General features: G+C 31.4%; 8 protein-coding genes and 1 tRNA gene. All 9 read right to left on the bottom strand.

Annotated elements, in window-relative coordinates; all coding sequences use genetic code 11:
- Nucleotides 1–179: 179 nt before the first annotated feature.
- The 9 genes from GQS57_RS07600 to GQS57_RS07560 all read right to left on the bottom strand — a co-directional run bounded on the left by GQS57_RS07600 (nucleotide 180) and on the right by GQS57_RS07560 (nucleotide 16449).
- A complete protein-coding gene (locus GQS57_RS07600) occupies nucleotides 180–2981 on the bottom strand; it encodes a heparinase II/III family protein (RefSeq protein WP_165732083.1) in 2802 nt (933 codons plus the stop codon).
- 132 nt (nucleotides 2982–3113) lie between these two features.
- Nucleotides 3114–5546, bottom strand: a complete 2433-nt coding sequence (locus GQS57_RS07595; RefSeq protein WP_165732081.1) for a glycoside hydrolase family 3 N-terminal domain-containing protein — start codon at nucleotides 5544–5546, stop codon at nucleotides 3114–3116.
- A gap of 231 nt (nucleotides 5547–5777) precedes the next feature.
- Nucleotides 5778–6926 carry a glycoside hydrolase family 88 protein gene (locus tag GQS57_RS07590; RefSeq protein WP_240915452.1) on the bottom strand — a complete coding sequence of 383 codons (1149 nt, stop codon included), beginning with the start codon at nucleotides 6924–6926 and terminating at the stop codon, nucleotides 5778–5780.
- Nucleotides 6927–7064: 138 nt separating this feature from the next.
- On the bottom strand, nucleotides 7065–9485 hold the full coding sequence (locus tag GQS57_RS07585) for a glycoside hydrolase family 3 N-terminal domain-containing protein (protein ID WP_165732079.1): 2421 nt from the start codon (nucleotides 9483–9485) through the stop codon (nucleotides 7065–7067).
- Between the two features lie 358 nt (nucleotides 9486–9843).
- Nucleotides 9844–11490: a RagB/SusD family nutrient uptake outer membrane protein gene (locus tag GQS57_RS07580; protein WP_165732077.1), complete on the bottom strand. Its 1647-nt coding sequence runs from the start codon at nucleotides 11488–11490 to the stop codon at nucleotides 9844–9846.
- Nucleotides 11491–11508: 18 nt separating this feature from the next.
- A complete protein-coding gene (locus tag GQS57_RS07575; protein WP_165732075.1) occupies nucleotides 11509–14577 on the bottom strand; it encodes a TonB-dependent receptor in 3069 nt (1022 codons plus the stop codon).
- Between the two features lie 696 nt (nucleotides 14578–15273).
- Nucleotides 15274–15360, bottom strand: a tRNA-Ser gene (locus GQS57_RS07570).
- Nucleotides 15361–15365: 5 nt separating this feature from the next.
- A complete protein-coding gene (gene rimM, locus GQS57_RS07565) occupies nucleotides 15366–15893 on the bottom strand; it encodes a ribosome maturation factor RimM (RefSeq protein ID WP_165732073.1) in 528 nt (175 codons plus the stop codon).
- A gap of 19 nt (nucleotides 15894–15912) precedes the next feature.
- On the bottom strand, nucleotides 15913–16449 hold the full coding sequence (locus GQS57_RS07560) for a 30S ribosomal protein S16 (RefSeq protein ID WP_165732072.1): 537 nt from the start codon (nucleotides 16447–16449) through the stop codon (nucleotides 15913–15915).
- Nucleotides 16450–16751: the final 302 nt, after the last annotated feature.

Here is a 16751-nt window from a genome sequence, read left to right as displayed (position 1 = left end):
ACATTACTACCTCATTACAAACAACTTACGTCTTAATTATTTTTAAAAAATAAATAAATTATATATCTAATTTGCAAATAGTAACGGTTTTAGATATGAAGGGTTTTAATAAAAACAAAAAAATGTTTTACATTTTTACTTTGTCTCATTCCGTTAACTCAACCCCATACTACTAAGCGCTATTTTTTTAGTACAACAACTACTTTTTTGTAAGCTTTATTCAATCTAAAATCAACTTGATTTGGGTTATTTCGGTTTACAAAAACATCTCGTTGTTCTATTAGTTTTTCACCATCATAGATTTTTAATTTGTAAGGATGATGGCCATCTACATATGGTATTTTAATTACAACTGGGTTATCGTTTTGTATAACATAACCTTCCGCTGTTTTTTCTATACTTAACGAAACTGCTTTTGCATAAGATAAAATACCCCAATTTTTATAATCAAATTTATAAACATCAGAAACGAATAAAAATGTAGGAGCCTTTTCTGTATCAGAATGTCTAATAACTGACAAAAGTCCGTTTTGATACAAATCATCATCTAACGCAATATCATTTTGTGATGCATTTGCTATAATAACATCCTTTGTTTTTAAATCTTTATGAATAACCTCAATTTTTTGAGCATCTGGAGTTTCAGTTAAACTAGGATATTCTACGCTAGAAATAGGGTTTTCACCTCCATCCATATAAGGGTTAAAAACTACTGCAAAAGGATTTCTCCACGCTTCGGTTTCTCTTCTTAAAATAAGCGTTTTCATTTTCTGCTTCAACACTTCAACTGGAGCTGTTCCTTTTGTTATTGCATTAGATTTAGGAGCATCAACAGTAAAAACAGTCTGCTTTTCTTCTCCTTTTATCCACATCTTCATTAAATTATCTGGTTTGCCTTTACTTTTTAAAGTGAACAAAGCATTTATGTTTTTAGAAGTAGCGACGCTCTTTTTATCACTCAAATAATCGTAAGCTTTCATGTCTCCATGTTCGCTTACAAGTTCTTTGGTTGTTACTAATTTTAAAGGTTGATTCTTGTTATCAAAAACATCAAGATTTTGACCTAAATTATGATAGAAATATTCGTGTTTTTGTGTTGATAAATTTTTCTTTCTAGATCTAAAAACATCAATAATATACCCTTTACCAGACTCAGACTTTATCATAGCTGTAAGTCTTTGTTGATCTGACATTGTTTTTGGTTCTACCAAAGAAACATTAGCATAACTCACTTTATCAAATGCTATTTTAGATTCTGCTGACTTTGGAAAATGGTTATTTAACGTATACGGATGATAACCTCTCATTCTACCGTAAGAAGAAATTCCATCGACTACAACAGTGTTATGAGCAGGAAATTGAGAGTAATATTCTCGATGATCTGGATGCCAATAACTTGGCCCTTTAGACATATCTGGACCCAGTACATAATTATTAGCGTATAGTTCCATTGAAATTCCGTTTACGTGCGCATGATTTCCAAAAGCTCCCACAGTAGAAACCATCATTGCTTGCTCACCTTCTCCCATTCGTTGCACAAACATGCTTACATTGGGCGCATAGAAAGTTGGTGTTATTAAACTCTCAGAGAGTTCTTTAATCTCTAAATCATTTGTTTTTTTAAGCTTATTTACATAAAAAAACAGCTGAAAAAGGTCTTTACTATCTCTTTTGTACTCTTCTTTTTTTATTAACTGTTTAAGCAAACCAGATATTACCAATTCTTTTTCTTCTTTATGATACTTTCGATAATTAGTAATTAATAATTCAAAGTTTTCTGGAGGAATAATATCATGACGCGCATCACCAAAAGCAACTGTATAACCACTAGGAAAAAGATATTGAAACGCAGCTAATGCAGCTTTTTCTACAATAGGAAAATTAGAAAGTTCATCTTGTTGAGTAACATTATCTAGAAGAGTAAGTAAGCGAAGTAACGTGGTAGTTACGTGTAGTGAATAAGATGGAGATTCTGCCCATATTCCTGTTTTTTGATCATAACCAGAAACAGCTTCTTTTATAGACCATTGTCTTTTTGTAGATTGATTAAAAGTATACTTTAAATAATATTCTTGCCCTTTTCCATTATCATATTCCTTATCACTTTCTAAAGCTAAAGCAATATATGTTAAATACCTTGCCTGAAAAAGATTCCAATTATTGTCTGGAATTCCGTTTTTTATCATCTGATCTCCCCATTTCTGAAAAACAGCTGTAGTTTTACTTAAATCTCTATTATTTTCTTGTAAATAAGAATGTAAAAAATCATAACTAATAGTAAGATTCGCAATTATTTTATCATGAATTACCTCAAAAGTAGACAAACCAGAAACACCTTGTTGTACCGTATTATCTAGATCTAAAGGTGGCTCTCTATAATACATTCCTTCAGTGTATTTTAAAAAGATTGGTTCTGCAAATTTGGCATATTTTTCTTCACCAGTAAGCCAATACAAAAAAGCTGCATCTTCTACCAATAACATTATTTTTTGATTAATTCTTTCGATAGCAAACCCTACTTTAGACGGATGCACCCACTCCTTTTTACCCGTGTTTTTATTTTTAAGAAACATCCCTCTTTCATCATCTAAATAAGGTATAACTTCTTCTAAATTTGGCGTTAAATAATCTGTTGCCCAATCTCTAGTTCCAGAAAAACGAACTGTTGGAACCGGTGCAGATCCTGTAGAATGAGAAAAATTACCTCCGTGTAAAAAAACTTTAGTGTGCTTCGTTTTCCAATTCATTTGTAAACGAGAAACCAACCATTCTGGGTCAACTTTACATTTCTCTAGATATACCTCTAGATTTTCTTTCTTTTTTTGAATTAATTGCGCTTTCCAAACTACACCTTCGGTGGATTTTAAAAACGCTACATTACTTGTATTGCCAGTATAAATACGCGGATGACTTTTATTCTGGCTAACTAAATACCCAAAATTAAATATGAAAGCACCTATTAATATTATTTTATAATTCATACGTTTATCAATTTATTGTTACAATAAAATACCGATTTCTAATCGATGTAATCACATAAGAAAAACATCTTACAATTTACATTTCAATTAAAAATCGGTATTTAATCAATCCCTTTTTTCTATAAATTCTAATTAATATGAAAGCACTTCGAAACTTCCATTTAATTCTATCTCTGTAGATGAACTTCCTATTTTTACATTGAATTTACCTGGCTCTACAGACCAATTCATATCTTTATCTAGTAATTCTAAATCTGAAGGATGAAGTGTAAAATTAACCGTTTTAGTTTCTCCGGGTAATAACTTTACTCTTTCAAAACCTCTTAATTGAGATTCATAAGTGGTAACACTACTTACCAAATCTTCTATATAAAGTTGTACAATTTCATCTCCTTCTCTTTTACCTGTATTGCTCACTTTAAATGAAACATGAACATCAGACTGATTAAGCTTTGTATCTTGTTTTACCACCAAATCACTATATTCAAAAGAAGTATAACTTAAACCATACCCAAACGGATAAATTGGTCCAATTACTCTTGTTAATCCGTATCCGTTTCCAGGAATTTCACGCTGACCTGCTTGTGATCCTCTTTTAAAAGGAAAGTTTAAAGGTATTTGACCTGTAGATTTAGGGAATGTAACAGATAATTTTCCTCCTGGATTATAATCTCCAAATAAAGTTTCTGCAATAACATCTCCAGATGACGCTGCAGGAAACCAAGTTTCTAAAATAGCTGGTAAATATTTATCTTCCCAATTAATGGTTAATGGTCTTCCGTTTATCATTACCAAAACAACTGGTTTTCCAGTAGCATACAATGCTTTTAATAAATCTAATTGACGACCTGGTAAATTTAAATTGGTACGTGTTTTACTCTCTCCAACTGCAGCCTCATCTTCTCCCATTACAGCAATAATAACATCAGATTTTTTAGCTTGTTCTACAGCTGCTGCAATACCTGCTTTTTCTTCCGATGAAAGCGGCACATCCATTAATTCGCTTTCTGGCCAACTTGCATCAATAACATTGCAACCTTTTACGTAATTAACATTTAATTTTCCTTTACCATATTTTTTTATCCCTTTATAAACTGAAACAGAATTGTTACTAGAAGGACCATATCTACTATATGTATAATTTACTTCATCCGCCATAGGACCAGTAACTAATACGTTTTTAAGTTTAGAAAGATCTAATGGCAATAAATTATTTTCATTCTTTAATAACACTAAAGATTCTCTGGTAATTTGTCTAGAAAATTCTTCATCTTCATCTGTATGAACAATTTTATTAGCTAATTCTGTATCCTCTACATACGGTTGATCAAACAATCCTAATCTAAATTTTACACTTAACACCTCTGCAACTCTTTCATCAATAACTTTCATAGAAAGTTTTCCCTCCGTAATTAATTCACGTAATGGCTCAATGTAAGATTCTGGAGTTTTAAAACGAGTACGTACATTTAATCCTGCTTCTACAACCTGACGAATTCCTTCTTTGTAATCTTCTGCAACATTATGTTTTTCATTTAAATACTCTACAGCATCACTATCTGAAACCACATAGCCATTAAAACCATATTCTTCTCTTAATAGTTCTGTTAAAAAATAATGACTCCCCGTAATTGGCACTCCATCATAATCATTATAACTACTCATAACACCCATTGGTTTTGCTTCTTTAATAACCTTTTTAAAAGGATATAAATGCATTTGGTGCATTTCTCTTGGAGCAACATGCGGATCTGTTCTTGCTTCACCATCTCTAGCTCCTTTAGGAATACTATAAACTGCAAAATGTTTAATAGTAGAAGCAACTCCTTGCGACTGAATTCCTTTAGACATTTCTACACCCAATTCTCCAATATGAAAAGGGTCTTCTCCATAACATTCAATTACTCTTCCCCAACGAGGATCACGAGCAATATCTAATATTGGTGCATAAATATTAGTATAACCTAATGCTTTAGCTTCACGACCAACAGTTTGACCAGCTTTGTAAACCAAATCCTTATTCCAAGTAGAACCAATACCAATTGGAGCAGGAAGTGGTGTTGCTTTTTTATGACATAAACCGTGTACTCCTTCGTTTGTAAAATCTACCGGAATACCCATTCTTGTTTCTTCTATAAACCATTTCTGAATGGTATTAATAGCTTCTGCATGGTTGCTATACGGAAAAGCATGTTCTGTATTTGTATACGGGCGATTCGCAATTGTATTAAGATGTTCATCAATATTTGCTATTCCGTCTTTCCAAACACGATTTTTCCATTCTGCAGTAGGTAATTCATCTTCTAAAACTCTAGAAAAACCATATAGCGTTGTCATCTGACATGTTTTTTCTTCCATTGTCATTTGCGACAAAAGATCTGCTACTCTTGCATCTATTGTCTGTTTAGGATCTTCAAAAATATCCTTAACTCCGTTTTTATTAAAGTCAATCCATCCTTTTTTATAGATATCTTGTTTGTTTTCTAAGCCATCTGCCGATGTTAAAAAAAGCAAGCAAAAGACAGGTGCCAGCAACTTGACTATTTTCTTTTTAAGTAAAATCATTTCTTATATTTTTCAGTTTGATACTCAAAACTACCATTTAGTCATTTAAACAATATGGATTTATTTCTTTTAAATATGGATATATAACTCAAACCAACCAAATAAGTAGAAAAGACAACACATTTTTAAAATAAATATATTTCAAACAGTGGTAAAGATTAGTTTGATAAGCAATTTAATAAATTGATTTGCTTTACAATTTCATTTTAAGGTTAAGATACTTTTTATTGATTATCCTTTTAAACTCATTTTTTTTAATAACAGTAAAGCTTCTATAAAATAATAATCGGCATAAATTATAGACACGTCTACTTCTTTATTTTTAGGTTTATTTCCTGTAGAATGTAATAGAAAGGCATCGTTTTTATCTTTACTTAAATACATATCCGAAGACAATGATTGCAACATTTCAATAGCAATACTCTTGTATTTTTCTGATATTAAAGCATCTATTTTTAAACTGGATAATTCTAATAAAGCAGACGCTACAACAGCAGCTGCAGAAGCATCACGAGGAGTATTAGGAATACTTGGGTCATTAAAATCCCAATACGGAATTAAATCATTGGGTAAGTTTTTAATATAAGCATCAGCCAACTTTATAGCTGTTTCCATAAATTCTACTTTTCCTGTTTCTCGATAACACATCGTAAAACCATAAATCCCCCATGCTTGTCCTCTAGCCCATAATGAATCATCAGCATATCCTTGATGTGTTTTTCCTTTGATAAAATCACCATTTTTATCATTATAAAAAACCACATGATAAGTTGTATTATCCGTACGAATATGGTGTTTCATTGTTGTTTCGGCATGTTTAACAGCAATATTATACAAGTTTTTATCACCTCCATTTTTAGCAGCCCAAAACAAAAGTTCTAAATTCATCATATTATCTATAATAGTATGATGAGGCCAATTGTTATTTTTTCTTTTAGATGGCCATGAAAGTATAGTGCCAACTGTAGGATTATAAAGTGTTGCCAAGGAATCTGCTGCACTTAAAAGCAAGGTTTTATAGGCAGGATTTTTTGTAAGTCTATAGCCATTACCATAACTACAATAAAGCATAAACCCTAAATCATGACTACGAATAGGTTTATACATTATAACCTGTTGCTTTTGGGTATATAATGCTGCACTTTGCTTTAATGCTAGATTGTTAGAGGCCTCAAACGAATACCATAAAATACCTGGCCAAAAACCACTAATCCAATTCTCTACTTTATCAGACTCCCAATGTGTAGCATCCGCTTCTATATATCTTGGAAATTTATCGTTATCACTTAAAGAAGAAACAGTATGTAAACTCTTATCAATACAATAATCTAATACTTTTTGATAATCAAATTGATCTTTATTTTGCTCTTGAGAAAACATTGATTTTGACATCAATATTAAAACAAACACCATCGAAAATTTATTAATAAAGCTTTTATTTATCATATTTATGAGTACAATTACTGTTTTTATAATGATTTACATATTCTAACTTATAATGAACTTATGCAGTTAAAATTAATCAATTGGTAGTATTTCAAACCCTTTTGTTAAATGAATGTTTTCAGAAGAACTTCCAATCATTATTTTAAAACTTCCTGGTTCTACAACCCAATTCATATCTTTATCTAACAGTTCTAAATCATCTGAATGCAATACAAAGCTTACTGTCTTTGTTTCCCCTGGAAGTAAATGAACTCGCTTAAAACCTCTTAACTGAGATTCATAAGTAGTTACGCTACTCACTTCATCTTTTAAATACAGTTGAACAACCTCATCTCCTTCTCTCTTTCCTGTATTTTTAATTTTAAATGAAATATGAATATCAGATTTAATCTTCCCTTTTGTTGGGCTTACTTTTAAATCGCTATAATCAAACGTAGTGTAACTTAATCCAAATCCGAAGGGATAAATAGGTCCTAAAACTCTTGTATTTCCATAACCATTTGGTCCTTCTCCTGGTTGACTTGCTTGAGAACCTGGTTTAAATGGAAAATTTAATGGAATTTGACCTACAGCTTTAGGAAACGTAACTGGTAACTTTCCTCCTGGGTTATAATCTCCAAATAAAGTTTCGGCAATTACTTCTCCTGCAGATGGTCCAGGAAACCAAGCTTCCAAAATAGCTGGTATAAATTTATCCTCCCAATTAATAGTTAACGGACGTCCATTAACCATAACTAAAACAACCGGTTTTCCTGTTTTGTATAAAGCCTGTATTAGTTGAAATTGTCTACCAGGTAAACCTAAACTTGTTCTAGATCTAGATTCTCCTACTCTTTTTTCATCTTCACCAAGTACGGCAATTATAATATCAGACTCGTTTGCTTTTGCAACTGCGTCATCTATACCTTGTTGTTCTTCTGCAGAAAGTTCTGTTGGTATAATTTCACTCCCTGGCCAATTAGGGTCTACTACATTACATCCTTTTACATAATTTACATTTAGGTTATTGCCTGCATATTCTTTTATTCCTTTATAAACAGAAGTTGCAGGATTGTTTGCAGGTCCATATCTACTATACGTAAAACTTACTTCATCCGCTAACGGACCTGTAACCAAAATGTTTTTGTAGTTCTTAATGTTTAATGGCAATAAATTATCTTCATTCTTTAATAAAACCAATGATTCTCTACTAATTTGCTTTGCAAACTCCTCATCTTCTTCTGTATGAACTAACTTGTTAGATTCTTTAGGGTTCTCTACAAAAGGTTGATCAAATAAGCCTAATCTAAATTTTACAGACAAAACATCGGCTACACGAGTATCTATAGTCTTCATTGATATTGCACCTTCTTTAATTAGTTCGCGTAATGGTTCTAAATAAGATTCTGGTGATTTAAAATTGGTTCTAACATTTAAACCTGCTTCTACAACTTGCCTAACAGATTCTTTATAATCTTTTGCTACATGATGTTTAGAGGATAAAAACTTAACGGCATCACTATCTGACACAATATAGCCATCAAACCCATATTGATTTCTTAATAATTCTGTTAAAAAATAATGACTACCAGTAACCGGAACTCCGTCATAATCATTATAACTACTCATTATCCCCATAGGTTTTGCCTCTTCAATAACCTTTTTAAAAGGATATAAATACATTTGATGTAATTCTCTTGGAGCAACATGCGGATCTGTTCTCGCTTTTCCTTCTCGTCCACCTTTAGGCACACTATATACGGCAAAATGCTTTAATGTAGAAGCGACCCCTTCAGATTGAATTCCTTTTGTCATTTGTATTCCTAATTCAGAAATTAGAAATGGATCTTCACTAAAACTCTCTACAATTCTTCCCCATCTAGGATCTCTTGCAACATCTAAAATAGGAGCATATACATTGGTATAACCAAGTGCTTTGGCTTCTCTTCCAATAATTTTCCCTGCTTTATTTACTAATTCCGTATTCCAAGTACTACCAATTCCTATAGGAGCAGGTAACGGAGTTGCTCTATCATGTGTTAAACCATGTGTTCCTTCATTTGTAAAATCTACAGGTATGCCAAGTCTTGTTTCTTCTATAAACCATTTTTGAATGGTATTTATAGCTTCTGCATGACTGCTATACGGAAATGAATAATCGTTATATGTTGAAGGACGGTTTTGAATCGTATTTAAATGCTCATCAATGTTAGCTATTCCATCTTTCCAAGCACTATTTTTCCATTCTTCAGTAGGTAATTCATCTTGTAAAATCCTAGAATACCCATACAAAGTAACCATTTGAGCTGTTTTTTCATTAACAGTCATTTGAGATAAAAGATTAGCGACTCTTGCATCTATTGTTTGGGTAGGATCTTCAAAAACATCCTTAACTCCATTTTTATTAAAATCAATCCATCCTTTTTTATAGATATCTTTCTTCTTTTTTAAAACCACTACAGATGTTAAAAAAACCAAACAAAAAACAGGTACAAAAAATTTAAATATTTTCATTTTATTCAATTATAATTCAATTTCAAAGTTACTTTCTAAACTTTTTTTTAATATGGATTTATAATAGAAATATATGGATATATCATTCATTGATATAAAAACAGAAGAAAATCTACAGTTTTAGAACCGTTATTAAAGTGATATTGATAAAAAAGTATTGCACAAAAAAAAACAGGTAGAAGCTATTAACTTCTACCTATATAAACATCAATTAAAATTGATTAAAGATTTACTTCTTCTTAAGAAATAAGTTTATAGTATTTTTTATTTTAACTACTTATTGAAGTATAGACAGGTAACTTTTATACCTGTCCATATTTCAAAACCAGCTCAAAACAAACTTATTTTTATACTGTTATTAGTATCCAGGATTTTGCACCATAGTATCAGGAGAAAGTGTTAATTCTTGATCTGGAATTGGACGTAATAAATGAATACTAGCATCAAAAGCGCCATGATCTATTACTGCCGGATTATAAAGTTTAATTCTTTCTTCTAATTTACCTGTTCTTTTTAAAACAGCCCATCTATCATCTTCAGCCGCAAGTTCTAATGCTCGTTCATTTAAAATATCATCTATAGTTATAGAGGTATATTCGTTAGCAACTCCTGTAGCACGCTCTCTAACTATGTTAATATGATTTAATGCTGATGCTAAATTATTAGCTCCTAAATATGCTTCTGCAGCTATTAAATGTGTTCCTGCTACTCTAAAGATAAAAGTATCACGAGATCCCTCTCCATCCTCACTAAAATCTTGATCATCAAATTTCTTAAAAATTGGAAAGTTTGTAAATTCTGTATTTTCAGAATATAAGAAAGTGGTCCCAGGAACATCTGTTGGTCTACCAAAGCCATATTGATCTGGTTGATATACCCAATGACGATCTAAATGATCTGCTAATTCTGCCGCACTTAATGCTACTTTTGGAAAATAAACAATAGTATCACCAACAGATATAGGCGCTATACCTCCTGTTTCATCTTCATTTGCAATAAGAGCACGATGTATAGTAACATCTTCTCTAGAATCATTATCTGCAAATAAAGAATAGAAAAATGGTGTTGGCATATCACTTCCACTTTTTAACCCATAAGAATTAACTCTAGATATACCTGGTAAGTTAAAAACTTGATACATAAAAAGCGCATGCTTATTATTATTTTTATCTGCTGTAATACCTTCTGATCCCCATTGTGCTGCAAATAAAACCTCATCATTTACTTGATTATTAAAATCAAAAACCTGAGCAAAAGACTGACTTCTAATATCATAAGAACCTATTGCTGATTCTGCTAAAGCTGCTGCAGTTGCAAAATCTGTACTTAAACCATAAGATTTATACGCTCTAGTTAAATATACCTCTGCTAATAAGTGTTGCGCAGCTCTTTTAGAAAAACGTCCTGCTTCTGGAGCAACTTCTAAATCTGGAATTGCCGCTTCTAATTCTTCTATTATAAGTGTATACGTTTCTTCTTCTGTAGAACGCGTATAATCTGAACGAATAGTTTGTGGCTCTTCTAAATCTAATACTACACCTCCAAATTGTTGTACTAAATTAAAAAAAGCTAATGCTCTTAATCCTTTCGCTTGCGCAATACCATAAGCTTTATCTGCTAATCTTGGAGTACTCCAATCTATTTGGTTTTCATAACGATTAATTGCTGTATTAGACTTTGCAATAACATCGTAATTATTAGACCAAACGCTGTTAGTGTTTGGAGCCGTAAAACCAACATAGTCATTAGCAGAACTCGTAGCAGTTACATCATTTTGATTAGTAAAGATATCAGTACCTTGAAATTTATAACCGTAATTTTTATAAACCGAACGCACTTGAGTATAAACACCTACCACTAATTGATCTGCAGTATCTTCGGTAATAAAGTTTTCGCTTGTTATATCTGAGTATATCTTCTCTTCAATATAGCTTTCACAAGCATTTAATAGCATTATACAACTTAGTATACCTATTGAATATTTTATGTTTTTTAAAATTTTCATCTTTTATATAGTTTAAAATTAATAAGATAATTTAAGACCGAATAATACTGTTTTAGTCAAATATCCTCCATTATAATTGTTTTGAAGTCCTGTTTCTGGATCTGAACCTTCATAATCTGTAAATGTAAATGGGTTTTGAATATTTACTGATAAACGTAAACTCGACATTTGTAATTTATCTAACATCTTATCAGAAAATTGATATCCTAAACCAATATTACCAATACGAACAAAATCGAAATCTGTATAGTAATCTCCATTTGCACCATATTCTAAAGCTGGATTTTCTGAATCTGGGTTATTAGGTGTCCAATAATCTAAATCAACTTTATTAAAAGTAGCATCATCACCATTCCATGGCACAGATAGTGAATTAAATTCTGAATGACCATAACTACCTTGTCTTGTATAGGCTTGAATTGAAAGATCTAAATTTTTATACGTAAATGTATTTGTAAGACCCGCCGTCCAATCTGGAGATAATTGACCTAAGACAACTTTATCTTCATCATTTAATACACCATCATTATTTTGATCTACATATTTACGTTGTCCTGGATCTTGACCATAAACATCTGCTTCTGCAATTTCATCTAATTGCCAAATACCATCTCTTTGGTAACTCCAAATAGCATCAGCTGGTTGTCCTACCTGTAAAACACCATGATCTTCGTAAGGCAATAAATCTAAATCTCCATCTAATTCAAGAATCTCATTCTTGTTTTTAGCAAAATTAAAACTAGTTCTCCAGCTAAAGTTATCTGTTTGAATATTTCTTGTATTTAAAGTAATTTCTATACCACTATTTCTTACAGAACCAAAATTACCAATTGCAGCACTAAAACCAGAAATAGGAGATAATGTTCTTCCAAAAATACTACCCACTGTTTTTTTATTATAAAGTTCTAAAGACAATGCTACTCTATTTTGTATAATACCAAAATCTAAACCAATATTAAATTCTTTTGTACGTTCCCAAGTTAAATTACTATTAGGTAAACCAGATACACTAACACCGTTTGCTGCAGATTCTCCAAATAAATAATCATTATTACTTAAAAAAGCAAGAGAATCATATGCACTAACAGAAGTATCATTACCTGCTTCACCATAACTTAAACGTAATTTTAAGTTACTTAACCAATCTGTATTGTGTATAAAATCTTCATCTGATATTTTCCAAGCAAAAGCTGCTGATGGAAAGAATGCCCATTTATTATCTGTTGCTAATTTAGAAGAACCATCATACCTTCCAGAAAAAGTAAAAAGATACTTATCATTAATGCTGTAATTTATTCTTCCTGCAAAAGACGCTAATGATTCTTTAACATATTCAGTATCATAATCTCTTATATCTGTACCAGATTCTGTATTATAAAACAAATATTCATTGGTATCAAAATTTCTAGTTTCTATTTTCCCATTCTCTCTTTGGTTATAATACAATGAAGAAATAAGTGTTGCTTTAAGATTGTGACCTTTTGCAACATCAAAATTAAAATCAACAATATTATCCCAACTATAAGATGTATTAAAATAAGTATCATAGTGTGATTGTATTCTACTAGGATCATTACGAGCAGCTTTAGTGTACAAACCTCTAAACTCTCCAAATCTGGTCGTTTTAATATTTGGTGCAAATTGCGTTTTAAAACTAACCCAATCTGTAGGCTTATAGTTTACAAACACATTTGCTATAACATCTAAAGATTTTGTATTTACAGTCCATTCTCCATTTGCATCGTAATAAGGATTTGTAAAACGGGTATCTTGATCATCTGGAAATAAAATAAGATTACCATCTGTATCACGAGAGTTTACTGTTGGTGCTAAACGTTGTGTACTTCTATATAATTCTCTACTTCCTTCTTCTCTTTCAGAAAAAGCCAAATAAGATTTTAAGCCTACAGTTAACTTATCAGACACTCTTTTAGAAAGTGAAAGGCTTAAATTATAACGTTCATAAGCTTCTATACCTATAACACCTTCATCACTTAAATACCCTAAACTAGCACTATATACCAAACCATTTGTTCCACCAGACATCCCAAAATTATGACTCGTTTGCAAGCCTGTTTTTTGATAATCTTTTATCCAGTTTGTATAACGTCTGTTAGCTACATTACTAGCTTCTTCATTTGTTGTTCTTATTTCTGTGTTTATAAAAGAAGACACATCTATATTATTATAATCTGCTACAGTAGGCATTCCTGAATTAAATAATTTTCCAAACTCTCTACTTCTTATAACATCATCTACAAAAGCTACATATTCATCACCTGTAAAAAAATCTGGCTCATTTGCTACAGTTCTAAACCCCATTGTTGCCTCATATGTAAAAACTGTTTTTCCTTCTACACCATTTTTGGTTGTTATAATAACTACACCGTTTGCTCCACGAGAACCATATATAGCCGTTGCAGATGCATCCTTCAAAATATCCATTTGTTGAATATCTGCTGGATTTAAAATATTTATATCTTCAAAGAAAATACCATCTACCACATATAATGGTTTTGTTCTATCCAAAGTAGGATCATCACTTGCTCCGTCACGACCAACATATGCATCATTTCTAATAGCAGTATTACCTCTAATTCTAATACTAAGAGGTGCACCTGGTTTATTGCTAAGCGATCTAACATCTACCCCAGCAACTTGTCCTTTAACAGCTTGCCCAATATCTGTTTTCTTCTGTTCTGTTAATTCAGATGCTCCTATAGATGAAACAGCACCTGTTAAGTCAGACCTTTTAACAGAACCATAACCTACTACTACAATTTCTTCTAATGTTGCAGTATCTTCCTTTAATTGAACTGTTAAAGGTGATTGTCCGTTATAAGTAATTTCTAACGTTTTAAAGCCTAAATAAGAAAAGACAATAACATTACTTTTACTCGCTTTGATTTGATATTCACCATCAAAATCTGTAGTTGTTCCAATAGTGGTCCCTTTAATAAAGACACTAACTCCCGGAATAGGTTGGTTTTGTTCATCTGTTACAACACCAGATACAGAATCTTGTGCAAATGTTAAAGATGAAAAACCTATAATAAAGGCAATTAATAAGAGTTTAAGTTTTTCCATTTTAAATAGTTTAGTTAAAATAATTTTTAGTTAATCGTTATAATAATTATTAATATTTCGTTAAAATTAGTTCAGTAGTTTATTTTTGGTATGGACATTTTACTCAAAAATATAGATTTATATGTATTTTTTTTTAGATACAAAAAGCACAATAAACTACTCGTTTATACAATGTTTACAAGAGATGCCCTACTTTTTAAATAGTAATTTTCACAACAACACGACAAACCTTAAAAGTATTTAGATAGACTTGAATGCTTTTTAATAAAAAAACTTCAAAAAAATCTTTTAAAACTATGTATTAAGAAGTGTATTATATTCTTTAACAAATATTAGTAATATCTTTTTAATTTGCACTTATTTTTTTAATTACTTAAAATCATAGGTAACAAATTACGATATCTTTATATTTTATATATTTATTATCAAAAAAAAGTAAAGAGTAAAAAAATGGCTGTATACATTTTCATTTTTACATTACAATAAGAATAAAAAAATGAACACACTTTTTAAAAAATAAGGTGCAGATATTTAATATCTGTAGATTAATTTAATGAAGTTTATTAACTACTATATTTCTTTAATCTTAGCACAAATTTTACACACCTAAAATTTAGACAAATAATAGGTATATAAAATATTAAAACCGAAAAAACCCTATAAACAATTTGCTTATAGGGTTTTTTAATTTTTCAGTAGAGAGGAAGGGATTCGAACCCTCGGTACCGTTACCAGTACACTACCTTTCCAAGGTAGCTCTTTCGACCACTCAGACACCTCTCTTTACTTTAAGACAAATACAACTCAATTAATCCTTCTGGAGTATCTACCTGAATTGTTTTGTTCTCTCTATCTACTTTTTTAATAAAATCATCTACCATCGGAATAAAAATCTCTGTTCCTTCTCTGTCAATTTCAAAAAGTGGTTGCGCTGCTTTATCGTTTATATGAACAATTTGTCCAACTTCTCCAAAATTAGCATCAACAACTGTAAAACCAATTACTTCATGATAGTAAAATTTATCGCCCGTTAATTCTGGCAACATTGTATTTGGTAAATAAACACCACATTTTAAGATAGAATCTGCTTCCTCATCAGAATAAACATCCTCAAACTGAACGCGTAACTGATTTCCTTTGTGTAGTGAACTTTTATCAATAAAAAATGGAACCAAGTTTGTGCCGAATTCGACATAAACTGATTCCATTTCTGTATACAACTCAGGCTCGTCGGTATCTAATTTGATAACAACTTCACCTTTAAAACTATATTTTGTAACGATTTTGCCTAAATAAAAACAATCTTCTTTACGCATCTTCGTAATAATTTATAATTTATTCTGCTGCTTTTGCTGCTGCATCATCAATTGTTTCTGGAGCCTCTTCAGCTTCAGCAACAACCTCTTCTGCTACTTCTTCAACAACTGGTTTAGCTGCTTCAATTCTTGCTTCATTTACTGCTTTTTCTGCTGCCAATGCTGCTGCTTTCGCCTCAGATTGTGCTTTAGATAAACCAGCTTCTTTATCAGAAATCTTAGTAGCTTTTGCCTCTACCCACGCTGCAAATTTTGCATCTGCTTGCTCTTGAGTTAAAGCACCTTTTCTTACACCACCAGCTAAATGATTCTTTAACATTGCACCTTTATAAGATAAAATGTTTTTTGCAGTATCAGTTGGTTGTGCACCATTTTGTAACCAAGTTACAGCTAAATCTACATCTAAATCAATAATTGCAGGGTTAACGTTAGGATTGTAAGTACCAATTTTTTCTAAGTATTTACCATCTCTTTTTGCACGAGCATCAGCGGCAACGATCCAATAGAATGGTTTCCCTTTTTTACCGTGTCTTTGTAATCTAATCTTTACAGACATAATTTGTTAATTTATTAAGGTTCTCGACCTTTATTATTAAAAATCTCACTATCTCGTAGTAAGTGGGCGCAAAAGTACAAAACCTTTTTTAAACTAAAACGCTAAATATCAATATTTTTTAGGGCGTTACCACAAGGGTCGGGCTTTCGCTACTCGCTTCCCACAAAAAAATGTGGGAGAGCTCAAATAGACCGCTCTATCCCTAACGCAGACACTCATGCTACATAAACTTGTCACTTCGAACGCAGAGAGAAGTCACATAACAGTGATAACACAACAATATTAACAACAAAACAAACTGT

It is taken from the genome of Polaribacter sp. 20A6 (assembly GCF_011378915.1).
GTDB lineage: Bacteria > Bacteroidota > Bacteroidia > Flavobacteriales > Flavobacteriaceae > Polaribacter > Polaribacter sejongensis.
The sequence above is the reverse complement of the archived record's forward strand: the minus strand, read 5'-3'. Positions and strand labels throughout refer to the sequence as shown.

Coding starts and splice junctions, on each gene's coding strand:
- GQS57_RS07560 (WP_165732072.1), bottom strand. CDS start 16,449: ATGTCTGTAAAGATTAGATTACAAAGACACGGTAAAAAAGGGAAACCA.
- GQS57_RS07575 (WP_165732075.1), bottom strand. CDS start 14,577: ATGGAAAAACTTAAACTCTTATTAATTGCCTTTATTATAGGTTTTTCA.
- GQS57_RS07585 (WP_165732079.1), bottom strand. CDS start 9,485: ATGAAAATATTTAAATTTTTTGTACCTGTTTTTTGTTTGGTTTTTTTA.
- rimM (WP_165732073.1), bottom strand. CDS start 15,893: ATGCGTAAAGAAGATTGTTTTTATTTAGGCAAAATCGTTACAAAATAT.
- GQS57_RS07600 (WP_165732083.1), bottom strand. CDS start 2,981: ATGAATTATAAAATAATATTAATAGGTGCTTTCATATTTAATTTTGGG.
- GQS57_RS07590 (WP_240915452.1), bottom strand. CDS start 6,926: ATGTTTTCTCAAGAGCAAAATAAAGATCAATTTGATTATCAAAAAGTA.
- GQS57_RS07595 (WP_165732081.1), bottom strand. CDS start 5,546: ATGATTTTACTTAAAAAGAAAATAGTCAAGTTGCTGGCACCTGTCTTT.
- GQS57_RS07580 (WP_165732077.1), bottom strand. CDS start 11,490: ATGAAAATTTTAAAAAACATAAAATATTCAATAGGTATACTAAGTTGT.